At 35.0% G+C, this 26725-nt stretch carries 10 protein-coding genes; all 10 read left to right on the top strand.

The window, feature by feature from the left end; genetic code table 11:
* Nucleotides 1-85: 85 nt before the first annotated feature.
* The 10 genes from GQ40_RS07500 (at nt 86) to uvrB (ending at nt 26691) form a co-directional block, all read left to right on the top strand.
* The gene (locus GQ40_RS07500; RefSeq protein WP_052184186.1) at nt 86-4924 is read left to right on the top strand and encodes a T9SS type B sorting domain-containing protein; all 4839 of its coding nucleotides are present in this window, start codon (nt 86-88) and stop codon (nt 4922-4924) included.
* Between the two features lie 175 nt (nt 4925-5099).
* Entirely contained in the window at nt 5100-11603 is a 6504-nt protein-coding gene (locus GQ40_RS17105) for a T9SS type B sorting domain-containing protein (protein ID WP_052184187.1), read from the top strand.
* A 70-nt stretch (nt 11604-11673) separates the two neighbouring features.
* The gene (locus GQ40_RS07510) at nt 11674-14019 is read left to right on the top strand and encodes a T9SS type B sorting domain-containing protein (RefSeq protein WP_047547153.1); all 2346 of its coding nucleotides are present in this window, start codon (nt 11674-11676) and stop codon (nt 14017-14019) included.
* A 120-nt stretch (nt 14020-14139) separates the two neighbouring features.
* Nucleotides 14140-17985: a hybrid sensor histidine kinase/response regulator transcription factor gene (locus GQ40_RS07515; protein WP_047547154.1), complete on the top strand. Its 3846-nt coding sequence runs from the start codon at nt 14140-14142 to the stop codon at nt 17983-17985.
* Between the two features lie 376 nt (nt 17986-18361).
* Nucleotides 18362-20374 (top strand): hypothetical protein, encoded by a 2013-nt coding sequence (locus GQ40_RS07520; protein ID WP_047547156.1) that lies wholly within the window; start codon nt 18362-18364, stop codon nt 20372-20374.
* A gap of 11 nt (nt 20375-20385) precedes the next feature.
* The gene (locus tag GQ40_RS07525; protein WP_047547159.1) at nt 20386-21006 is read left to right on the top strand and encodes a hypothetical protein; all 621 of its coding nucleotides are present in this window, start codon (nt 20386-20388) and stop codon (nt 21004-21006) included.
* A 6-nt stretch (nt 21007-21012) separates the two neighbouring features.
* Entirely contained in the window at nt 21013-22728 is a 1716-nt protein-coding gene (locus tag GQ40_RS07530) for a tail fiber domain-containing protein (protein ID WP_047547161.1), read from the top strand.
* Between the two features lie 4 nt (nt 22729-22732).
* Complete coding sequence (locus GQ40_RS07535) at nt 22733-23707, top strand: hypothetical protein (RefSeq protein WP_047547163.1); 975 nt, start codon at nt 22733-22735, stop codon at nt 23705-23707.
* Between the two features lie 6 nt (nt 23708-23713).
* Nucleotides 23714-24508, top strand: coding sequence for a T9SS type A sorting domain-containing protein (locus GQ40_RS07540; protein WP_047547165.1), 795 nt, complete (start codon nt 23714-23716; stop codon nt 24506-24508).
* A 176-nt stretch (nt 24509-24684) separates the two neighbouring features.
* The gene (gene uvrB, locus GQ40_RS07545; RefSeq protein WP_047547166.1) at nt 24685-26691 is read left to right on the top strand and encodes an excinuclease ABC subunit UvrB; all 2007 of its coding nucleotides are present in this window, start codon (nt 24685-24687) and stop codon (nt 26689-26691) included.
* Nucleotides 26692-26725: the final 34 nt, after the last annotated feature.

Below are 26725 nucleotides of genomic sequence, written 5' to 3' on the forward strand. Positions count from 1 at the left end.
ATTAATATTGCTCTATATTAAATAATCAATCTATCTGAACCCCAACTCTTTTAGTATTGATACCCAAATTTAACGACCTACAATTATGCTATTAAAAAAGTCCCTCGCTGCACTGGCATGTCTATTTTGCTGTATTACTGGTGCCCAACAAATTACAATAGATAATACATTTACTGAGCAACAACTTATTGAAAACAACCTCATACAAGGTTGTGTTGAAATAGACAACATCCAATCTCAGGTCAATGGTCAAGTGAATGGCTTTAACAGTTTTGCTTATTTTGAAAGTGCAGACTCTGGTTTTCCTTTTCAAAACGGTATTATGCTTTCTACAGGAAACCCAATCTCTGGTGGTAACACCCAAAATAACAATGTTCTAAACGAAGGTGAAACAGATTGGTTGACAGATCCAGATCTAGAAACTGCTCTAGGAATCAATAATACGTTAAACGCTACTTCTATAGAGTTTGACTTTATTTCAGTAACAGATCAAATCACCTTTAATTACATATTAGCTTCCGAAGAATACTTTGGAGATTTTCCATGTAATTACAGTGACGGTTTTGCATTTTTGATAAAACAAACAGGAACTTCAGACCCTTATGTAAATATTGCGGTAATCCCAGGAACCTCAACACCTGTAAATACGAATACCATCCACGATGAGATTGTTGGATTTTGCTCTCCTTCTAATGAGGAGTATTTTGAAGGTTATAATCTTGGAGATACCAATTATAATGGTAGGACTAAAGTGATGACAGCTTTTGCTACAATAACTCCAAATGTACAGTACAGTATAAAGTTAGTCATTGCAGATCAAACAGATAAAAATTATGATTCCGCAGTTTTCATTGAGGGAAGTAGCTTTAACGCCAATATAGATTTAGGTCCAGATATTCAAACGTGTGCAAGTACCGTAACTCTAGATGGAAATATAAATAATCCAGACGCTATTTACTCATGGTATTTTAACGGAAATTTAATTGATGGAGGCACAGAGCCAACAGCTGATGTCACAGAATCTGGTGATTACACTATTTTTGCTGAAATACCTTTGGCAGATTCCACCTGCGTTATTGAAGATACAGTAAATGTTCTATTAAGTTCTACTCAAGCAGCAGATTTAATTCCAGATTTCGAAATTTGTGATGATAGCAGTGCTGATGAGATTGAGGTATTTGATTTATCCATTAAAGATGCAGATGTGCTGTCTTCAGTTCCTGCATCAGATTATATAATTTCTTACCATTTAAGTTCTATTGACGCTCAAAATGATGTAAATGCTATATCTGGCTCATTTCAGAATACAACCAACCCACAAACCATTTATGTAAAAATTGAGGATACTATTAACGGATGTTTGGCGTTTCAAAATTTTGATTTGGTTGTTAATCCGCTCCCTTCTGTTACGCAACCTACAATATTGATTGCCTGTGCAGATAGTGCAGCAGACGGTTCTACTGTAATCGATTTATCTGTAAAAGATGAAGAGATCACTAATGGAAATTTAGATCTAGCAGTTACTTACCATTTAACTCAAACCGATGCTTCCAATGGCGAAAACGCTATTGCTTTACCTTATGCAAATACAGGTGTTAATGAAACGATTTTTGTAAACGTCACTAATATGATTACAGGTTGTTCTACAACAACGACCTTAGATTTTGAAGTCAACAACAGCCCAACGATCAATACCCAAGAACATTATATTGATGCCTGCGACACAGATAACGATGGTTTTACAACTTTCGATTTGACATCAATTATTGATGATATTTTAGAAGGTCTAACAGGTGTTAGTGTTACTTTTCATACGTCAATAGATGATGCCAATGCCAATGAAAATGCTGTTGAGGACGAAGCAAATTTTGAAAATACGGTAGCAAATCAACAAACGTTATATATTAGAGTTGAAGATGACGCTACAGGTTGTGCATCTATAACACCAATTCAAGTACACTCAAATTTGTTACTGTCTGCAACATTTATAAGAAACATGGGAGTTTGTGACATAGGCAATGATGGTGAGGAGAATTTCGATTTTGATGAGATTACAGAATCATTTCTAGGTGAATTAGAAACGATCATGGATTATGAAATTGAAATCATATATTATTTAACCGAAGAGGATAGAGACAATCAAATCAACCCAATAGATACTTCAGTTTCTTTTACTCCAACATCAAATCCACAAACGATCTATATTAGATTAGTAAGTCCTACTTGTGAGGAGATTTCAGATTTTGATTTAATCATCAACCCAATTACAGAATTTGGTCCAATTGATAATCAGCCAATTTGCGATGAAGATCAAGACGGTATTACAACTATAAATTTAAGTCAGTTTGATCTTATGATCACGCTTGGTCAACCAAATTTTACGGTAAGGTATTTTTCTTCGGAAGAAGATGCCGAAAATGGCAACGACCCTTTACCAACAATCTACACTAACACCTCAACCACAGAAACGCTTTGGGCAAGAGTCACTTTCGGGCCAACATCTTGTGCAGATATCAATCAATTTCAAATTGAAGTTTTTCCCGCTCCTATAGCAAACGAACCTAGCGGAATCATAATTTGTGATGACGATCAAGATGGGATCTCAAATATTAATCTGAATGCTAAAATTTCAGAGTTAGTTGATGATACCACCAATTTAAACATCACTTTCCATACTGTTCTTGCAGATGCCGAGAATGATAGTAATTCAATTTCAGCAACAACATTTTATCCAGCAAGTACAGGTACAATTTACGCTAGGGTAGAAAATGCGACTACTGGGTGTTCAACAATTGAAAGTTTTGAGGTTATTGTAAATACTGTCCCTGTTATTAGTAATATCAACTTATACAAATTTTGTGAAATTGGCGAGGATGGATTTGGTGAGTTCATCTTTTCAACACAGGATACAGCCATTTTAGATGGTCAAACCGGTAAAGAAGTATTTTATTTTGAAACTGCTATCGATGCAGAAAACAATACAAATCCAATAGACAAGGATGAGGTTTACATCAACACTACAAACCCGCAAACTATTCATGTACGTGTTGAAAATATTACAGATCCAAATTGCTATAATACATCATCTTTTTCTATAGAAGTTGGTACTAATCCAACCCACAATGAACCTACAGATATATTTGTATGTGATGACATGACCAATGATGGGAGCGTAAATTTTGATTTCAATGTTCAACTCAATGAAATCACTCAGGGTTTTCCAGATATTCAAGAAGTTACATTTCATACATCACAACTAGATGCAGAAAACAATACCAATGCACAACCGTTGAGTTTTGACAACACCGTAAACCCACAACAAATTTATGTAAGGATAAATAATGGCTCAATTTGTGAATCCTATACATCATTTGTACTTAACGTTATTGCTGCTCCGGAAGTTAACCCTTCACAACCCTTAACTCAATGTGACGAAGATTATGATGGGATCACGACATTTGATTTAACACTGTCTGAATTTGATATTTTAGACGTAAGGCAAGATAATATTGTGATTACGTATCACGAGACAGAAGCTGATGCACTCACCCAAGACAATGCGATTTCAAATCCAACAAATTATACAAATCTTACAAATCCGCAAACGGTTTATGTACGTGTAACAAATACTATTTCAGATTGTTTTGCATCTGTACCGCTGGAGCTTATCGTTAATTTGCCACCAGCAATAAACCCAATTTCAAGTTTTGATATTTGCGACAATGAGACGAGCACTACAGATTTAACTCAAATCAACTCCTCATTACTTTTACAAACAGCCAATGTTGTTGTAAACTATTTTTCTTCGGAAGAAGATGCTAGTAATCAAGAAAACGTATTAGATATTAATTACACATATCTAACAACTAGCGATGTATTGTTTGCACGCGTAGAGTTTTCAACAACGCACTGCTTTTATATCCATGATTTCATTCTTAACGTTAACCCATTACCAATAGCAAATCAGCCAGATGATCTAGAATCCTGCGATGATGATTTTGATGGTTTTTATGAATTTGATCTAAACCAGCAAAATGCCCAAATCTTAGGCAGTCAAGATCCTACGGATTTTTACGTAACCTATTATTTAGATAACGTATTGGCAGAAGAAGGCACAAATGCTATCGGTCTAAGCTACGACGCATTAGATGGCGACGTTATTTATGCTCGTGTAGAAAATAATGATACAGGATGCTACAGCATAACTTCATTCACAACATTTGTCTATGAAAAACCAATTCTAGACATTGGCAATCAAGTGATCTGTTTAGAAAACTTACCACTTATTGTTAGCGCAAATACAAATAATGCTGGAGATGCTTATGATTGGTCAACAAATGAAACCACTCCAGAAATTGAAATTGTTGAAGTCGGGACCTATTCAGTTACGGTAACGACACCAAACGGTTGTGAGACTACTGAAGTATTTACAGTAATAGAATCTGAAGCTGCAACCATAGAAATTACAGAAACAATAGATTTCTCAGACCCTAACAATATTATAGTGACCATTAGCGGTATAGGAAATTACCTCTATCAACTCGACGATGATGAACCTCAACAATCTAATGTTTTCGAGAGCGTAAGCTTAGGCTACCATACGTTGAGAATTATAGATTTAAATGGCTGTGCAGAAGTCACTAAAGAGATTGTTGTTATTGATGCTCCAAAATTCTTTACCCCAAATAACGATTCTTACTTTGACACTTGGCATATTACTGGAGTTGAAACTTTAACAGGTACAATTGTATATATTTATGATCGTTACGGAAAATTATTAACCACATTAGACTCTAATTCTAAAGGTTGGGATGGTTACTATAATGGCCATCTCATGAGAGCAAACGATTATTGGTTTGTTGCAGATGTTAAAAAGGGCAACATCGAGTTCCAAGTGAAAGGTCATTTCGCATTGCGACTGTAATTTTTTTTGATAGTATACACTATTTCTTATAAAAAACAGTCATTCATCTTAAAAAGCATCTTTTAGACCCTAAAATACTGTTTACTAGGTATTTTTTAGTTAGTTTGTTGCACTAAATTTACTTTTTTTAAGTAAGTCAAACCATCTAAAAAATTCATATAATCAGCTATTAAGAATGAAAAGGGGATTCTATTTCTTTATCGCAATTTTATTTATTTCAGTTTTAAGCATACAAGCACAACAAATCACAACAGATGACACACTGCCACTCGTGTCACTTGTAGAAACGAATTTTGGTCAAGGTTGTGTTGAGATTTCAAACATAACGTCCACTGTAAACGGAGATGTAAATGGACTTTCAAGTTATGGTTCTTTTGAAAAAGGAGATTCTAATTTTCCTTTTGAAAACGGAATTCTTTTGAGCACAGGAAATATAAATTCCGCAGGAAACACAGTTAACAACAGTCCTTTAAATGAAGGAGAAGACAATTGGTTAACAGATCCAGATTTGGAAAATGCCCTTGGTCTCACGGGAACCATAAATGCAACAGCGATTGAGTTCAACTTTATTTCTGTGGCAAATCAAATTCAATTTAATTACTTATTGGCTTCCGAAGAATATTTAGGCACCAACCCTTGCTCCTATTCCGATGGTTTTGCATTTTTAATTCGTGAAGCAAGTTCTACTGGACCATTTACAAATATTGCGATTATTCCGGGCACTTCAATACCTGTAAACACAAATACGATTCATGACGAAATTGTAGGATTTTGTCCTGCGGAAAACGAAGGCTTTTTTGAGGGTTACAACTTGGGCGACACCAACTATAATGGTCGTACAACAGTACTCACAGCAACTGCAACCATACAGCCTAATGTAGAATACAGCATTAAATTGGTCATTGCAGATCAAGGTGATGAGTTCTATGATTCCGCAGTATTCATTGAGGGAAATAGTTTTAACGCTGCTGTAGATTTAGGACCAGATCTTGTAACTTGCGGGCAATCTGTAGATTTAGATGCCAATATTGAGAATAGCCAGGCGAGCTACGAGTGGTTTCAAAACGGAACTCCAATTGCTGGTGAAACCAACCCAACATTAGAAGTTACCGAGTCAGGAACCTATCGCGTAGAAATAAGTATTTTACTTAACAGTACCTCTTGCGTTATTGAAGATGAAATTGAAGTCACGTTAAATTCTGAACAGGCTTCAGGAGACATTTCAGATTATTTGATATGTGATGATCCATCGGGTGATGGTGTAGAAGAGTTCAATCTCTCTACCAAAGATGCTGAAGTTCAGTTTCTACTCCCTCCATCAAATTACAATATTACCTATCATTTAACTTCGGAAGATGCTCAAAGCGGAGACAACCCATTACCCAACAATTATCAAAATACAACATCACCTCAGCAAATCTTTGTTAGAACGGAAGATTTAGAGAATGGTTGTTTGGCATATGCAACTTTTAATTTGGTCGTTAGCATTCCTCCAGTACTTGACCAACCAGCAGATATTATAGTTTGTGATGACGCTGTATCTGATGGATTAACAATGATCAATCTTGATGACACCACAAATGAGGTTACTGGAGGCGATCCTAATCTATATGTAAGTTACCACTATTCACAACAAGATGCCAATACTGGCGACAATGCTTTATTTTCTCCATACAGTAATATCAACCCCAATGAAACATTATACATAAGGGTTTATGATGCAACGACTGGCTGTACCAATACGACTTTAGTAGATATTTCTGTTACGGATAACCCAATGGTAGATAATACCGAAAACCAATGGATTAGTGCTTGTGATCAAGATGGAGATGGTTTTGAAGATTTTGATCTCACCAGTATAATCGAAAGTTTATTACAAGGTTTAACAGGTGTAACGGTTACTTTTCATGAAAATGCTGGAGATGCCCAAACGGGAGATAACCCGATTGCAGATCCCGAAAATTATCAAAATGTGATTCCTGGACTGCAATTCGTTTTTATTAGGGTTGTAGATGATGTTACGGGATGTTTTGTAACCATCCCTTTAGAGTTGCATTCTAATATTATAACTACAGGATTTGGTGGTGATGTGTATTATGTTTGTGATGATAGTTCCGCAGATGGTATAGAAGATTTTGATTTAAACGAAGTAGAATCTGACTTGACCAACGATTACGATGGTTTTGAAATCACTTTTTATGAAACCCTCGAAGATCTTAACGATGGTGTAAATGCTATTGACAAATCCGTGCCATATACAGTCTCAACAAGTCCAACCACAGTATTTGTTACCACTCTTAATGGAGATTGTGAATCTGTCTTAGAAATTAGTTTAATTGTCTCGCCACCAATTGATATTCAAGGACTTGGAGAAGTAGATTATTGTGATGAAGATACTGATGGTTTTACAACACTGTTTTTAGAAACTTTTAATAGTTATGTGACTGAAGGTGTGAATGGATCTAATGTAAAATATTTCTTGACAGAACAAGATGCTATTAATGATGAGAATTTTCTAGAACCTTATTTTTACAACCTTTCAAATCCGCAGATTGTTTGGGTAAAAGTAACCAATTCAAATACAGGTTGTTTTGACATTGCGCCTTTAACAATAAACATATCCAGTGCTCCAACAGCTAATTTTCCTACAGATATAATTATTTGCGATGATGACCTCGATGGTGTATATAATGTTGATTTAACAACAAAAATTTCAGAAGCTATACCAAGCACAAGTGATCTAAACATTACTTTTTATGATGACTACAATAACGCGTATAGTGGTGAAAACGAAATTGAAACACCAGAGAGCTATGACACTATCTCGCAATATATTTTTATAAGAATTGAAAGTGAATCAACAGGTTGTTTCACCGTAGTTTATTTTTACGCATATATTAATACTGTTCCAGAATTTATACCGATCACAAATTTCGAGAACTGCGAGGCAGATGGTAATGGCGTTGCAGACTTTTTCTTTTATTTAAAAGATGCTGAAATTCTAAACGGGCAAACAGGCAAAGAGGTATTGTACTTTGAGACTGCCCAAGATGCTATAGACAGAACAAATAGTATTGATAAATACAGCGCATACCAAAATACATCGAGCCCACAAACAATACATGTTAGGGTAGAAAGTTTTAATGATATCGATTGCTTCGGAACATCTCAATTTGAACTAGAAGTAGGATCGCTTCCGTTATTTAACCAACCTTCAGATATTTTTATCTGCGATGATATTTCTAACGACGGGATTGCATCTTTTGATCTCAATGATAAAATTTTAGAAATTTCCGAAGATATAGATCAAGACCTTAACATCTCTTTTCATCCATCTCAATATGATGCAGATCAAGATTTAAACGAATTCCCTCTTGATTTTGATAATTTTGCGAATCCGCAAGAAATTTACGTGAGGATAGAAAATGGCACGTACTGTCATGCTGTTGTGGGTTATAATATTAACGTGATTCAAGTACCAGAGGTAAATGCACCTTCAGATTTGGTACAATGTGACACAGATTATGACGGTGTTGTTGTATTTGATCTTACCCTTGTTGAAGTGGAAATTTTAGACGTAAGACAAGATGATATCGTTATTTCATACCACGAATCCTTTGATGGAGCTGAAACAGATACTGAGATTATTCTCGACCCAGAAAACTATACCAATATTTCAAACCCACAAACGGTATATATTAAAATAAATAATACCGTTTCTAATTGTTACGTGACCTTACCTATCAATTTGGTTGTTGATCTTCCACCAACCGTAATCGATTTTCAAACGTTTCAAATCTGTGATAACGAGTTAAGTGAATTTGATCTCAATACTATAAATTCCGAAGTTACAAATGAAGAAGGAACTCTTATAAGCTACCATAATACATTAGAAGATGCACAAAACAGTGACAATGCATTAAATACCAATTATACATATCTCACTAATAATGACACCTTATTTATTAGATTGGAAAACCCAATTACAGGTTGCTGGACAACCTATAATTTTGATTTAATTGTCAACGCATTACCTATCGCAAATATACCAAGCACTGTATTGGCTTGCGATGATATTTCAAATGATGGTCAAGAAGTTATTGATCTATCGCTTCAAAACGAAGAGGTTTTTGGATCTCAACCAAATACGGAATTTTCTGTGTCTTATTTTAATTCTGAAATAAATGCTAACGACAACAGCAGCAGTTTACCGAATGATTATTTAGCGTCCAATGGTGAAATTATTTATGTTAGAGTTGAAAATAATCTCACAGGTTGTTACAGCATCACACAATTTGATGTCATTATTTATGAATATCCTCAACCTGCACAACCTATAATTCTATGTGATGCAGATTATGATGAAACAACAACCTTTGACTTAACAAGTTCTGAAACAGATTTATATACATCAATACCAGATTATATAACTATTTCATATTTTGAAAACCTTGATGATGTTGAAACAAATGAAAATGAAATTACAAACCCAACCAATTATTCTAACCTTTCAAATCCTCAAACTGTTTACATAAAGGCTTTTAATGCACTTGCAAATTGTTATTCTGTTGTGCCACTAGACTTAATAGTCAACCTACCTCCTGCTATTAATGAGTTTGGGACTTTCGAAATTTGCGACAATACCAATACTAGTTTTGATCTTAATACCATCAACTCTATTATTGTAAATGATAATACAGATGTTTTATTTAGTTATTATGAAGACATTACAGATGCAGAGAACAGTACAAATGCTTTATCCACAAACTACACTTACAGCACAACAGCAGACACGATTTATGTAAGAGTAGAGTTTGGTACAACCACTTGTTTTTATATTTATGCTTTTGATCTTATAATTAATCCTTTACCTATTGCAAACGAACCTGATAGTTTACAGGTTTGTGATGATGATTCTAATGACGAGATTGAAACGTTTAATCTATTTGAGCAAACAGCCACAGTATTAGGTAGTCAAAGCGAATCTAATTTTACAGTAACCTATCATATTAGTGAAAATGATGCCAACGCAGGAGAAGAACCGTTGTCAAATGATTTTACTGGAGAAAATGGAGAAATTATTCATGTGCGCATAGAGAACAATAGTACTGGCTGTTACAGCTTGACAAGTTTTGAATTGGTTATTAATCCGCATCCAAATACCCCAAGTACGATCACCAACTGTGATGATGACTATGATGCGATTACCACTTTTGATTTGACTCAAGTAGAATCCCAATTATTTGAGATACCAAATCCAGACCACATTGTCACTTATTTTGAAAATCTATCTGATTTAGAAACAGATTCCAACGTGATTTCAAATCCAGATAATTACACAAATCTAGAAAACCCTCAAACCGTATTTGTAAAAGTTTATAACACTGTTGCAGATTGCTATCAATACGAAAGTTTTGATCTCAATGTTAATTTACCTCCAGCTATCGACCCTATAGAAAGTTTTGATATCTGTGAAAATGAAGACGGAACAACAGTATTATCAAATATCAATTCACAACTCTTAATCCAGACAGCAAACGTGATTGTTTTTTATTATGCTTCGGAAAGTGATGCACTCGACCAAATCAACCCGTTGGATGATAATTATGTCTATCTCACCAATAACGATACACTTTTTGCGCGCATCGAATTTACGACGACACATTGTTATCATATCCATGAGTTCAATTTAACAGTAAATCCCTTGCCAATAGCCAACCAACCAGAAGCACTAGAAGCTTGTGATGATGATTTTGATGGTCTATACAATTTTGACTTAACACAACAAAATCCAGAAATTCTGGGTGCCCAAGATCCTGAAGATTTCACAATAACCTACCATACAACAGTTGAAGATGCAGATACCAATATAAATTCGCTACCAAACAACTACGACGCATCGTTATTTGAAACTATATACGTTAGGTTAGAAAATACCCAAACCGGTTGTTATAGTTTGACAGAATTTGAAACTATTGTTAGAAGAAAGCCACAAGTTGCCATTCCAGATCAAGTGGTTTGTATCGATAACCTACCTTTAATCGTAAATGCAGACACTTCGTTTGAAGAAGACACTTACCTGTGGTCAACAGGAGTTATTTCTTCCCAGATAGAAATAACCGAAATTGGCACATACTCAGTCACGGTAACCTCCCAATACGGTTGTGAAACTATAAGTGAATTTAATGTAATAGAATCAGAAACTGCTACCATAGACGTTGCAGAGACTATTGATTTTTCAGATCCAAATAATATAACAATTACCGTTAGCGGTATAGGCAATTATCTCTATCAACTTGATGATGGCATTCCGCAAGAATCCAATATATTTGAAAATGTCACTTTAGGTTATCACACCATTACAATTATAGATTTAAATGGTTGTGCAGAAGTCACAAAAGAAGTTGTCGTGATAGACGCACCTAAATTTTTCACTCCAAATGGTGACGGTTATTTTGATACCTGGCATATTATTGGTGTTGAAAACCTTCCGGGAACTATCGTTTATATTTTTGATCGCTATGGGAAATTGCTAAAAACACTAACCCACAACTCTTCAGGCTGGAACGGGATCTATAACGCTCACCAAATGCCAGCCAGCGATTATTGGTTCTTAGCGAAGGTTAAGAAAGGTGATATTAATTTTGAGGTGAAAGGTCATTTTTCTCTACGATTGTAGCATAATCTTAACATTTTTTAAGTAACAGCAACTCAATCTATGCTTATCTTTGCAACCGGAAAAGTTGTAAATGAAATTAGCCCTTAAAATTCTATGTTTTCTCTGTACAATATTGACCTTTGGTCAAAACATTGTCGTAGATAGTCAGACCTATTCTCCGCAAGAATTAATTGAAGACATCCTCATTGATAGCGACTGTATTGACAATGTAAGCGTTACTAATTTTGTGGGTGGCAATTTTGGAGGTACAGAACAAAGTTTCGGTTTTTTTGATGCAACAGGCACATCCTTTCCTTTTGAAACCGGTCTGGTCATGAGTACTGGAAAACTTTCTAATGTTCCAGGTCCAAATACGAGCCTTAGCGATGACAACGCACCAAATTGGGAAGGCGACAACGATCTTGAAACCGTACTTGGAGAAACCAACACGACCAACGCAACCATATTAGAATTTGATTTTACTTCTGAAGCTAGCGAAATTAGCTTTAGATACATCTTTGCTTCGGAAGAATACCAGGAAGGAAACCCTAATACCTGCAATTTTTCAGATTTATTTGGTTTCTTGATTAGACCCGCAACTGGCTCTTCATATACCAATATAGCATTAGTACCTGGAACCAATACACCTGTGAAAGTGACAACAGTACATCCAGAAATTCCTGGTGGTTGCCCTGCAGAAAATGAAGACTATTTTGAAAGTTTTAATCCGCCAATGTCTCCAACTAATTTTGCTGGACAAACCAAAATTTTAACCGCCATAGCTCAAGTAATACCTAATGAGACATACCACGTCAAATTGGTTATTGCAGATGAACAAAATTTTAGATTTGACTCAGCAGTATTTTTAGAAGCTGGAAGTTTTAGACTCGCAACAGGTTTAGGTCCAGATCGACTAGTTAATAATGGTAATGCACTTTGTGGTGACGAAACCTTACAATTATCTGCTATACAAGAGGGATCTCCTTCTTACGATTGGTTTAAAGACGGTATTCCCGTTCTATCCTCTCCAAGTGGCTGTGTTGATTGTGGTACTTATACTGTTACAGAACCTGGAACTTACAATGTTGAAGTAACACAAGACAACGGTTGTATCTATTATGGTGAAATTATTATAGAATACGCAGAAAATCCAGTAGGCTTTGATTCATTTTTGATAGCATGCGACCAAAACCAAGATGGACTTACGTTTTACGATCTTTATACTTCGGAAAATAGCGTCACCAATGGAGATGGTTCATTGTTCATTTCAGATTTTTATCTCAATGAAGATGACGCAATCAATGATACAAACACAATTGTAGGTGCCAATAATTTTGAAAATACAACTCCGTTTCAAACCGTTTATGCACGTGTTCAAAATCAAGCCAATTGTTTTAGTATTGCAGAAGTAGAATTACAGATTTCCAACAATACTGTTGTTATCCCAACGTTGGAAGCCTGTGATGGTGATGAGGTTGATGGCTTTGCAGATTTCAATTTAAATGACATCACAACTGCGATTTCGAGTCAGATTCCGGTGGATGCAACTGTGTCCTTTTATTTAACCGAAATGGATGCTTTTTCAGAAACAGATAGTGTATCTGGCACATTTCAGAATACAATACCTAATCTACAAACGATTTATGTAAAAGTTGAGAACGACAATCAATGCTACTCCATTTCTACAGCCGACTTGGCGGTTTTGTACACGCCACTTTTATCAGAGGATGAGACGTTTACGTATTGCTTAAACAGTTTCCCAGAAACGATTACTTTGTTTGGAGGTGTTCTCAACGATGCACCAAATAATTATTATTACGAATGGTTATTTAATGGCGTCTCTACGGAAGTCAATACGACCTTTAACGATATCAATGAAGTTGGTGTTTACACAGTTATCGTTACAGATCCCAACGGTTGCTCATCAAGTAGAACCATTACTGTGTTGCCTTCAAGTGATCCCGTTATTGAAGATGTGCTCATTTCTGAAGGCACCCAAAATAATACGGTCACTATAATTGCTTCTGGAGATGGGGAGTTTGAATATGCTGTTGATAATCCTGATGGTGCTTTTCAAATAAGCAATACGTTTACCAATGTATCTCCGGGATTTCACACGATTTTTGTTCGTGATATAAACGGTTGTGGGATTTCAGAAAAATTGATCTCAGTATTGGGATTCCCTAAATTTTTTACTCCAAATGGAGATCCATTTCATGAGCGCTGGCAAATTTATGGGGTCAATTCTCAATTTAATCAGGGTACAAACATTCAAATTTTTAATCGCTACGGAAAATTGCTCACCCAGTTCACAAATGAAAGTGCTGGTTGGGATGGGACTTTAAATGGTCAACCATTGCCTAGTGATGATTACTGGTTCTTGGCTACTTTTTTGGATGGCAGGACGTTTACAGGTCACTTTTCTTTGAGACGTTAAAGCATTTTTAATGCAGATCAATAGAAATCCATAAAAAGTGATTTCACTTTAATTTTAAAAAAATCAATCTTCATAGAAATCGCTGTCAAAAAGTTTAGTTAATTCTCTATATTTATGCTTATGAGGCATTTATATATAGCGTTAATTATAAACTTTGCAGTCTTTGCTCAGAGCAAAACTCATATTATAGATAATGATGAGTCTTTAAATTTTACCGCTATAGATCAAGAACTCGAAAACCAATGGGTATCTTCAATCACTCAAGACCAAGATGGTTTTATATGGTTTGCGACTCAAGATGGTCTTTATAAATATGATGGTTATCGCTTTTTCTCATATCGTTACGATCCTTATGACCCAAGCTCACTGCCTGCCAATTGGGTACGACACTTAAGCCAAGATAAAAATGGAACATTTTGGCTATCCACTCAAGGTGAAGGCTTAGTGAGATTTAATCAAGAGAAAAATAGTTTTAAAAAAATCAAATCAAATACTATTGACGGAATTAAGAGCAGTGTAGTTTTTATAACGCTGCCGATGTCTAATAATGCCCTATGGGTTATAGGAGATAATGGTATTTATAGAAAACCAGCGAATGATACGGTATTTAAAAAAATAAAATCTCATTTTGATAACGTATTCATTTCTGAAACTAAAGACAGAAAAGAAATAGTTTACATTGATAATGTCATCTACGAATATAGTATAAATGAAAAAAAATTAAAGCCTATACATGAAGGAGTTTCAATAAACAGACTACTGGTAAATTCAAAAAATGAATTAGTTTACAGGAATGAAGGGACTGTATACATTAACAATTTAAAGAACGAGCCACGTGCAATCGATATTCCAGAGCACATATGGTTTATCTCTAATATACAGAACAACAAATGTGTTTTTGTGAGCGAAAAACATATGTATAGTTATGACTTCAATACAGATACCCTAAAAGTTTTAAATTATGACAGCACTAAAATCCATAGCGCTGAGATCAATAATCTTTACCTTGATAGTCAAGATATAATTTGGATTGCTACACGCACTGGTGTTTTTAAAGAGAATAAAGCAGGCAATGTGTTTTTAAATACAATAGATGTTCATGCAAGGCGAATAATTGAAGATAAAGACAAACTTTACATAGGAGGCATTGAAGGGCTTCATTGCTATTCTAAAATTGATAAAACCTACAAAACCTTAATAGCCAAAACACCAATATTTTCTGTTTTAAAAACAGAGGATGGTATTTGGGCTGGTGACATGTATGGCAAAGTTTATTTTTTAGATAAAAACCATAAGGTGAGCTCGTACCCATTAGAAAAAAATTCCAACACATTTCTTAAATTGTATGGAATCGTAGAAGACCGTAATGGCTTTATTTGGGTAAGTTCTTGGGAAGGCATCTATCTTCTTAACAAAAAGGGAGAAATCCTAGAACGCTATAAGTTAAACACAAATGAAAATAATAAAGACCTCAAAGCCATACAGCTCCATTTAGACAAATCAGGTAATCTTTGGGTATTAACTATAGGCAATGGTTTATTCGTCATTCCTAAAATAGCAGAAGTGAGTGGAAAACAACGCACTCTTGATTACAAACAATATACACATGTTAAGGGGAAATTAAATTCATTGAATTCCAATGTTCTTTATGAAATACATGAAGATTTCAATGGCACGATTTGGATAGGCTCAGACTTTGGCATTAACAAGTACAATCTTGAAACCGATAATTTTGAGATCTTAAAAACAAGGCACCATGATTTTGACAAAAAAGTAATGGCCATAAAAACAGATTCTAACAATTTGCTCTGGATCAGTACTATTAGAGACGGTATATTTATTTATGACAAAGAGAAAAAAAGTCTCATCAATTTAAGAGAAACAGATGGTTTAAATTCCAATGCTTGTTTATTCACTTCTAGCCACTATAATGGGAAAGAACTCTACTTCGGCACCGAAAATGGCATACAAATCATCAACCCAAATAATCTAATAACTCCAAATATTGATAAAATTCCTGTGATTACCAATTTTACAGTTTTAGGTGAGGAGTCTTTTAAACAAAAAGCATCTATTTTAAATAACCAAACTATTAAACTAAATCATAAACAGACAGATATTTCAGTAGACTTTTCACTTCATGACTATCGCTTTCCAGAGAAAATAAACTATTACTACATCCTTGAAAATAGTCATGATGATTGGCGCAAAGCGTCCAACAACAGAGTAAGCTACACTAATCTAGAACCTGGTGAGTATAATTTTTTGATTAAAGCTTCATATCAATCAGAAGTAGAAACGCCTACCGCTAAATTAGAGTTGATTATTTCATCACCTTGGTATAAAACTACCCTAGCCTACATTTTGTTTTCAACCCTTTTTATCTCTTTAGTTTATCTTTTTCTTCACCTTAGACTAAAGCAAAAAATGACCTTAGACAGGTTGGAGATTGCTAAAGAGATGGATCGTATAAAATCCAATTTATTTACAAATATCTCTCATGAACTAAGAACACCATTAACATTGATATCTGGACCAATAGAGCATCAATTATCTAAAAAAAATCTAGATTCCGAAGATCGAAAAGAGCTCAATCTCGTTAAACAAAATGCCAATAGGTTGCTTAATCTCGTCAACCAGATGTTAGATTTATCTCTAATAGATTCTGGTCAATTGAGATTATTTGTTGAAGAAGGAAATCTAAACATGCTACTAAACCAAATTGTTGATGCCTTTCAATACAAAGCAGACGAGAAACAAATTCGTATAATTAGCCAAATCCAAAACTTGTCTAAAGTTTGGTATGATGTTGATTTGATTGAAAAAATCACCTCTAATCTTTTGTCCAATGCCATCAAATATGCTCCAGAAAATACCGAAATCCTACTAGACGCTAATGATCTGGACAACATCTTGGTGCTCTCCATAATTAACGTTAACACCTCTATTTCACAAAAGGATTTTGAAAAACTATTCCAGCGGTTTTACCAAGATAATGAAGCTTCTGAAGGGGTAGGCGTTGGTTTAGCGCTCGTTAAAGAACTTGTAAATCTATCCAAGGGAAACATTACAGCCAACACATTAGAACATGACAAAGTTCAATTTACTGTAAGTCTGCCAATTAGTAAAAATGCTTTCAATGCTTCGGAAATTAAAACAGAAACCCCACATATCCCATCCATTGAACAATTGGACTTAAAAGAAAAAATAAAGACAGATAAACCACTTTTACTTATTGCTGAAGACGATAAAGATATACGAACATTTGTAGTTTCTATGTTTAAGGAAGATTATAAGATCATAGAAGCAGAAAACGGAAAAACCGGTATTGATCTGGCTTTACAATATATTCCAGATATTATCATTAGTGACATCATGATGCCTGTTCAGGATGGAATTGAATTATGTAATTTTTTAAAATACAATGAACTCACCAGCCATATCCCAATTATATTATTAACTGCAAAAGTTGGAGAAACCAATGAAATTGTAGGATTAAAAACTGGAGCAGATGCTTATATCACAAAACCCTTTAACAGAGAAAAACTGATTTTAAGAGTTGAGAAACTTATAGAAAATAGACAAAAACTTCAATTATACTTTAGTAAGGATTTCACAATACACCCAGAATTACCAATAACCTCTACAGAAAAAGACTTTCTAAAAAGACTCAAAATAGTCTTAGATAATAAAATTACAGATCCAGATTTCACAAGCGAGGCCTTTGCAGACGCTATGCTCATGAGTCGTACACAACTTCATAGAAAATTAAAGGCGATTGTTGGAATGACAACTTCAGAATTTTTAAGAAACCAGCGTTTAAAATTAGCAATCGAACTCCTTAAAAAATCTGATGCTACAGTTTCGGAAATTGCATATCAAGTAGGTTTTAATACACCGTCCTATTTTATTAAATGCTTTAAAAGCATGTATAACTGCACACCTAGTGAATATATTTCAGAATAAATTATTTTTTTAAATTAATTGTAAATCAATTAATTAATACCAATAATTCAATCATGTTACATATGTTACATGGTTTGAAACATATCTTCTATCTCTTCTTACCATTACTATATAGTTTTACACTTAGAATAATCCCACAGCGTATTTTAAGATGGATGAAGTTCCAAAATATACAAATGAAAAGATATACCTAAGTATCGATCATTTAAAAAAAGGAACATATAATCTCAACATCTTATTAAAGAATAAAATTATTAAAACGATAGAATTTATCAAACGATAGTAAAGATGCTATTAATCAGTTGAGATATAGGGAACCGATAATTAAAAACGTGGAGTTTGCATTGGTTTCCTATTCTTTTTAAAAATCAAATTTATGAAATCAAAAATTTTACTCTTTGCTTTACTACTAAGCTTAATAACCTATTCTCAAAATGGGATTAATTACAAAGCGGTCATTAAAGATGATCTTGGTAATGTCCTTGATAATACGTTTATGAATATCCAATTCACGATACACCAAACCAGTGCCACTGGAACCATAGTTTACCAAGAAGCTTTTAATTATACTTCAGACTCAAATGGTATAGTGATATTAAATATTGGAACAAATCCGTCTCCAACAGTAGGCATATTTGAAACTATAAATTGGAAAGCAGATATTCATTTTCTACAAACTACCATCACTTATAGTGGTGGAACTTTAGATTTTGACGCCACTCAATTTATGGCAGTGCCTTATGCCTTAAGTGCTGGCAATGTAAGTGGTCTAGAAAAAATAACTGAAAACGGGAATGAAGGCTGGAGATTGATAAACAGTGACCCAACTAGCTATAATGATATTGGTGATGGGGCTGTCAATTTAAGTGTCTCGAATTCAAGTTCTAATCCTACTGGAGCGTCTGGTTTTGCGTCTTTTACAAGTGGATATAATACTGAAGCTACCGGTTCCTACTCCACTGCAATGGGAGAGAGCACTATAGCTAGTGGATTTGCTTCAACTATAGTAGGAAAATTTAATGTAGATAACCCTAGTACAATTTTTGCGGTAGGTAATGGTAGTTTTGGCGCAGGAACACCTATTCGTGAAAATGCATTAACTCTTAATTCAGGTGCTGGAAATGCAATCGATTTTATTATTGGAAACTCCCAAATTGATGACGATGATACAACAGAAAACGATAATATCAAATTCTTTTTTAGCGGACAATATGGTGCTTTAAGGGCAGGTCGTGTTTCAAACGAAACTGGAGATGAATGGAATCTTGATAACATCGGCTTTTTTTCTACTGCATTCGGTAATGGCACAATGGCATTTGGTAGTAGTTCTTTTGCAAGTGGAAGAAATACAATCGCTAATGGCTTTTCATCAACAGCAATGGGAAATGGCACTATCGCCTCATCTTCAACTGCAATGGCTGTTGGAAATTATAATACTGATGTTGCTGATGCTCAATTTCTTATAGGAAATGGCAATAATGATGGCAATCGCAGTAACGCACTCACAGTTCTTAAAAATGGTACGATCATCGCTCCTAGTTTCGATTTAGCAGAAATTTTAGATGATAAGGCACTCATCACCAAAGAGTATGCTGATACAAATTTAGAATCGTCAGGCGTAGAACAGTATACAGATAACGAAGGTAGAACAGGTTGGCAGTTGATTGGCTTAACTCAAAGTCAATCTATAGGCACTAATGCTATTGATCTTAGCCAATCAACTATTGCATCTCCTGCAACTGGTGCACTGGGTACACAATCATTTGCTGTAGGTAGAAACACAGTGGCATCTGGAAATTATTCTACAGCTTTGGGAGATAATACGAACGCACCTTCATACCGAGAAACTGTAATTGGTACAAATAATACTAATTACACTCCTGTAGGTATTACGAACTGGAACAGTAATGACCGATTATTTGTTATTGGTAATGGGTTTTCTGACACAAGTAAAAATGACGCTTTAGTCGTATTAAAAAATGGCACCATAACCGCTCCTTCCCTTGATATGGCAGAAATAAATACTGCAGGAGATAACGCTTTAATCACTAAAGAATATGCAGATTCTAACTATTTAAGCAGCTCTACAGATTACATAAGCAGTTCTTCAAATTTAGTACCTCTAGCCTATGGGATCATAGAATCAAATGCCAATGTACTCAATGGCACAGGTAATTTCTCAGCCACTATAAGTAGTAATGTGATCACAATTAGTATTGATGATGAAATAATGAATCCATTTGATACGACTTGTATTATAACGCCATATTCCACAGCTTTTAGAAGTCCATCTATTATTATGAGCAGTGGTAATATACAAGTACGCACATTTAATATTTCGGGCAACTTAGCACCTGTCACATTCCAATTTGTCATTTATAAATTATAATCTCAACACTCATGAAATATTATTTTACATTCATTGTCATACTTTTTTTGGTATCCTGCAAATCAGAAACCAAACAAAGTACAGAGAGCGTTGCAAATAGCGATTCAACTAAGGAAGTCTCAAAAACAAAAGCATCTAATTTAGATTTTAGCAGTTTATTTGACAACTACATTTGCGACATCACATCCAGTGAACTCGCAGAGGTATTACAATTGCCAGAATCTAGTATATCTGTTGCAAATAGCTCTTCAGACAATAAATGCAATTTTAAACTTCAAGGATTTGGTAAAGGGTATGAAAATTCAGGAACTCCTTTATCCTTTGGACCAATTCCCAGTTCCAAAAAACATAACAATAAAGTAATTACAAATCACTTAAAAGAAAAAAAAGAAAGACCTCAAGGCATGATCATGGGACGGGATATCATTCTTGCAGATGCTGGAGAAGGTTATATCACTTTACAATTACTGCAAGGCAGAGTGCTCATTTTAAACGAAAATTACGATCCCTATTTTATGATTTCCTACGGAAATAAGAATTCCGTACAAGAAAGAACTAAAGAACAACATGAGCAGCTCACAAAAAAAATAATTGATCTTTCTAATTATCTCATATCAAAACATAAAAAATGAACAACCATGAAAACAAAAATCTCACTGCTCATCCTATTATTTAGTTTAATAGGATTTGCACAAAACGGAATCAATTACAAAGCGGTCATTAAAGATGATCTCGGTAATGTAGTAGCCAATCAAAATATTGACATAAGATTTACAATCTTACAAGGTGCGATTAACTCTTACCAAGAAACTCACGATGTAACGACAGATAGCAATGGAATCATAATTGTAAACATTGGTGAAGGTACATTAGTATCAGGAAATTTCTCAACACTAGTATGGGGAAACGGAGTCTTTTCTTTAAGATCAGAAATAGACCTAGAACAAAATGGCAGCTATGATATTGAAGAAACTACCGCGTTTAAATCTGTCCCATATGCCTTAACCGCAAATAAAGCATTAACCACACAACAAGTAGATTTACCCTACTATGATGAAACCAGTGAATCTGGAGCAGCATTTCACGTACAAAATGATTTTAGCAATGGTCGATACGGAATTGCAGGATCTGTTGGAACAGGCGCGGAAACTCTGCCTAGCAACAATGCTGGAGTTTTTGGACAAGGTGTTGAAGGACATGGTGTATATGGTGTTGCAAAAACAAGCTTTTTCGCGGGTGTACAAGGTGTTTCAGAATCATCAACAGGAGTTGGTGTTCAAGGTTATGGTATTGGAGGAGGTGTTGGTGGTCACTTTTATACAACCTCTAGCGGTCAAGCAGCGTTAACCACTGGCTTAGGAAACGTTGGTATTGGTATTGAAGAACCAGAAATGAAGATGCATGTAGGTGGAGATTTATTTATACAAACCAACTTAGGCGACCTAGTGATGGGATTTCCCAACAATGGCAATCAATGGCAATTGAGCACAAGAAATCAAGGAGCTGATTGGCAATTTCAATCAAAAGAATCTGGTTCTAATACTTTCCTAACCAAATTTAGAATGAGACAAGATGGGGAGTTTCAAGTTGGAGACATTAGTACACTAGATGCATGGGTGCATATAAAACAAAATTCATCAATAATTAAACAACATATATTATTAGAAGAAGAAGGTACAGATTATGCTAGATTAGGATTTACAAATACTAGCACAGATGGTAATTGGGACATCGCAGGACTTCCAAGTACAACAGCAGAAAATGCAAGACTTAATTTTTATTTCAGAAATAGCTCTGGAGCTGGAAATAAAATGGTAGTTACAGGTGATGGTAGAGTTGGTATTAATGGGACACCAACTGGTGGAAGACTTCAAATTTTTCAGGGTGGTCAAGCCTCTAACTCTGGTATTCGATTTACTGACGGTACAGCAAACCAAGATTGGGACATAAGACATGGTTTTGGACTCAGCTTTATATATGGTGGAAGTTTAAGGGCCACAATTAGCGCAGTTAACGGAGCTTATATACAAGCGTCTGATATACGTCTAAAAGACAATATTAATCAACTAAACCCAGTATTGGACAAGATCTTAAAATTACGTCCAAAAACTTACTACTATAAGAGTGATGATAGTAAAACAGAAACTATTGGTCTAATAGCCCAAGAAGTACAAAAAATACTTCCTGAGGTCGTTCAATATTCTAAAGTTGATGATCTATTTGGTGTTGACTATGCAGCTTTTGGAGTGATTGCCATTAAAGCGATACAGGAACAGCAAGTGCTTATTGAAAACCAACAAAAACAGATTGATGAACTCAAAACACTTGTTACGACATTAATCAACAAACAATAATCTTATGAAAACTACAATAACTTTACACATATTAATATTGTGCTTTTTCTTCGGAAACGCGCAATCCATACAAAAATTCAGTATCGATTCTGGAGGTGCATCCGCTTCCGAAGGAAATATTCAAATCCTTTATACCATTGGCGAAGTAAATGTGCAGGAGTTCAGTACTGCGAGTGGTTCCATTTCTGAAGGATTTATAAATTCAGATTTTAGAGTTTTAATTGACCCTATAGTCTTTTTACAAGGACCTTCGTTATCACCTCTCACAAACGGACTCATGAATGATGACCTTAGAGAGAGTGGGCTGTTGCCAACAACGAGTCCATATGAGGATAATGCGACCTGCAGTGCTTCAGTATTTAATGCCACAGGAAACAATGCAATTGTAGATTGGATTTGGTTAGAATTGAGAGCTGCCAATGATAATCAAGAGCTCATAAATGCACGTTCTGCACTAGTGCAACGAGATGGTGATGTTGTAGATTTTGATGGCACATCATCTGTAATCATGCAAGCAGCTCCTACTTTTTATTTTGTGGTCGTAAAACATAGAAACCATTTGGGAGCAATGAGTGCAGCAACAATTAATTTATCTAATAATACAGCGAGCACTGTTGATTTTACAACTAGTGGATTTTCAACTTTTGGAAGCAATGCCTTGGTCATCTTAGATTCTGGTAGTAAAGCACTTTGGGCTGGAGACGCTAATGCAGATGATAGTATTGTTTTCTCTGGAAGCAATAATGATGTCAACGCCATTAAAGATTATATCCTGGCAGATCCTAGCAATATTTTAAACTTTATTACATACGTATCCGCAGGTTATCTCATGTACGACATTGATTTAAATAGTGCCACCATATTTTCTGGATCACCAAGTGACAGTAATGTAATTAAAGATAATATTCTCAACCATCCAGCAAATTTAACCAGTCTTCCAACTTTTACAATAAACACAACAGTTCCACCAAAAAATTAAAAAATCATGAAAAATCTATACTTATTTATTTTCGCATTTTCATTCACAATCGTATGCTTTTCGCAAGGGTACCAATTTGGGATTGTTCACAACTCAAATTATAATTTCTCTATTGTAGCTGTTCCAGATTTTGATGCCACAAACACAGATATTTCAGATATTGGATTCGCATTAATGCTTCCTGCTGGTGATGCAGATATCATAAACATTTCACAATTTAATGGTAGAAACTGGACGCTAAACCAAGTCACAGCATCACAATTAACCGGAGTTGGATTGGGAGATGGTACTCGCGATGCTTTCGTGATGAACATGCCTCCTGGACAAACCATTTTATCACATACTCAGGATACGCCATTTGTACTTATGAACTTTGATGTCACCAATATGCCAAGTACTGGACTAATTGCATTTCTAACAAATACAGATCCTATTGCAATAGGTCTTGGAGGTGCTGTAGATAGTTTTTATAATTCTAACATTGATAGTACCACAACCCAAAACTACTTTAATGGATTGGTACCTGGTCAAGAAGATTTTATGTTTGAAACCTTAGGTTTAAACGATGTTGAATTACAAAATCATACTATTTCGGTCCATCCAAATCCAGCAATCGAAATATTATCAGTAACCTCTAATTTAGATGTAGATGAAATGAAGCTCTATACTATTTTAGGGAAGTTAGTCATCTCTGCAAAAGACACTAAATCTATAACCGTAGATCACTTGAGTGCTGGTAATTATATCCTAAAAATAGGAACGAATAAAGGATATATTACTAAAAAGGTTATTATAGAATAGTAAATAATCGCAGATTATTGAATCAATAACTGGAAGTAGCCTAGATTAAAGGTTACTCCCAGTTTTTTTTTGATTATTTTTTAATTACATAAAATAATCTATTTGTTATAAAACTTTTAACAGAATTGAACCCAACACTAAATTAAAATATAATCGCTTTATCGTAACTTTGCTAAATGCGATTCAAAGTAAAATCAGATTTTAAGCCTACTGGAGATCAACCCCAAGCTATTAAGCAATTGGTTGGCGGAATAAATTCCGAAGAAAAATACCAAACTCTTTTAGGTGTTACAGGTTCAGGTAAAACATTTACAGTCGCAAATGTGATTGAAGAGGTGCAAAAACCAACGTTGGTTTTAGCGCACAATAAAACATTGGCAGCTCAGCTATATTCTGAATTTAAACAGTTTTTCCCTGATAATGCAGTTGAGTATTTCGTCTCCTATTACGATTACTATCAACCAGAGGCTTACATCCCAGTTTCGGGAGTTTATATAGAAAAAGATCTTTCTATAAACGAGGAAATTGAAAAAATGAGATTAAGCACCACGTCTTCCCTACTTTCGGGACGTCGTGATGTGATTGTAGTGGCTTCGGTTTCTTGTTTATACGGAATTGGAAACCCTATTGAATTTCAAAAAAATGTGATTTCTTTGGAAATTAATCAGGAAATCTCACGTACAGAATTACTCCATCGTCTCGTCCAGAGCTTATATTCTAGAACAGAGGCAGATTTCAAGCATGGAAATTTCCGAATAAAAGGAGATACGGTTGATGTTTTTCCAAGTTATGCAGATGACGCGTTTAGAATTCACTTTTTTGGTGATGAAATTGAAGATATTGAGCAGTTTAATATCCAGACCAATGAAGTTATTGAACATTATAACAGATTGAATATCTATCCAGCTAATATGTTCGTTACATCTCCAGATGTACTGCAAGGTGCGATTAGGGAAATTCAAGATGATTTGGTAAAACAACACGATTATTTTAAGGATATCGGTAAACATCTTGAAGCAAAACGCTTAAAAGAACGTACCGAATTTGACTTAGAAATGATTAGAGAGTTAGGCTATTGCTCTGGGATTGAGAATTATTCTCGTTATCTCGACGGGAGACTTCCTGGCACAAGACCTTTTTGCCTTTTAGATTATTTTCCAGAGGATTATTTAATGGTCATTGATGAAAGTCACGTGACTATTTCCCAAGTTCACGCCATGTATGGTGGCGATAGAAGTAGAAAAGTGAATTTGGTGGATTACGGATTTAGACTTCCCGCTGCAATGGATAACAGACCATTAAAATTTGAGGAATTTGAAGCTTTACAAAACCAAGTAATTTATGTGAGTGCCACACCTGCAGATTATGAGCTACAAAAAACCGATGGTGTTTACGTTGAGCAATTAATTAGACCAACGGGATTATTAGATCCCATTATAGAAGTACGACCAAGCTTAAATCAAATTGACGATTTAATTGAAGAAATGCAGCAACGTATAGAAAAAGATGAGCGTACATTGGTCACGACGCTAACCAAGCGTATGGCAGAAGAGCTGACTAAATACTTGGATCGCATTCAAATACGTTGTCGATATATTCATAGTGATGTAGATACCTTAGAGCGTGTAGAAATCATGCAAGATTTGAGAAAAGGAATTTTTGATGTCTTGGTTGGTGTTAATTTACTTCGTGAAGGTTTGGATTTACCAGAGGTTTCTCTTGTTGCCATTTTAGATGCAGATAAAGAAGGCTTTTTAAGATCGAATCGTTCACTCACCCAAACCGTTGGAAGAGCAGCACGTCACTTAAATGGTAAAGCGATAATGTATGCAGATAAGATTACAAACAGTATGCAAAAAACGATTGACGAGACTGAGTATCGTCGAGAAAAACAAATCGCTTATAATACAAAACACAACATTACTCCTACTGCATTGAAAAAGAGCTTAGACAGTGTACTGGCTAAAAATTCAGTGAGCACCTATAGTTATGAACTGGAAGCTGCCAGAGCTGCGGAACCTGAAAGTGAGTATTTAACAAAAGGTGAGCTTGAAAAGAAAATCCGTGAGAAACGAAAACTAATGGAGCAAGCTGCAAAAGCTTTAGATTTTATTGTTGCTGCAAAGTTGAGAGACGAAGTCAAAGGCTATCAAGAAAAGCTAGAAAAAGTGAAGGCTGATTAGGTTTTAGCTGAAAACTAAAAGATCTCTTTTCAAA

It is taken from the genome of Psychroserpens sp. Hel_I_66, assembly GCF_000799465.1.
Taxonomy (GTDB): Bacteria; Bacteroidota; Bacteroidia; order Flavobacteriales; family Flavobacteriaceae; genus Psychroserpens.

What these genes read in the sequence shown, in the direction of transcription:
- uvrB (WP_047547166.1), top strand. Translation starts at nt 24,685, where the DNA reads ATGCGATTCAAAGTAAAATCAGATTTTAAGCCTACTGGAGATCAACCC.
- GQ40_RS07515 (WP_047547154.1), top strand. Translation starts at nt 14,140, where the DNA reads ATGAGGCATTTATATATAGCGTTAATTATAAACTTTGCAGTCTTTGCT.
- GQ40_RS07540 (WP_047547165.1), top strand. Translation starts at nt 23,714, where the DNA reads ATGAAAAATCTATACTTATTTATTTTCGCATTTTCATTCACAATCGTA.
- GQ40_RS07535 (WP_047547163.1), top strand. Translation starts at nt 22,733, where the DNA reads ATGAAAACTACAATAACTTTACACATATTAATATTGTGCTTTTTCTTC.
- GQ40_RS07520 (WP_047547156.1), top strand. Translation starts at nt 18,362, where the DNA reads ATGAAATCAAAAATTTTACTCTTTGCTTTACTACTAAGCTTAATAACC.
- GQ40_RS17105 (WP_052184187.1), top strand. Translation starts at nt 5,100, where the DNA reads ATGAAAAGGGGATTCTATTTCTTTATCGCAATTTTATTTATTTCAGTT.
- GQ40_RS07530 (WP_047547161.1), top strand. Translation starts at nt 21,013, where the DNA reads ATGAAAACAAAAATCTCACTGCTCATCCTATTATTTAGTTTAATAGGA.
- GQ40_RS07525 (WP_047547159.1), top strand. Translation starts at nt 20,386, where the DNA reads ATGAAATATTATTTTACATTCATTGTCATACTTTTTTTGGTATCCTGC.
- GQ40_RS07510 (WP_047547153.1), top strand. Translation starts at nt 11,674, where the DNA reads ATGAAATTAGCCCTTAAAATTCTATGTTTTCTCTGTACAATATTGACC.
- GQ40_RS07500 (WP_052184186.1), top strand. Translation starts at nt 86, where the DNA reads ATGCTATTAAAAAAGTCCCTCGCTGCACTGGCATGTCTATTTTGCTGT.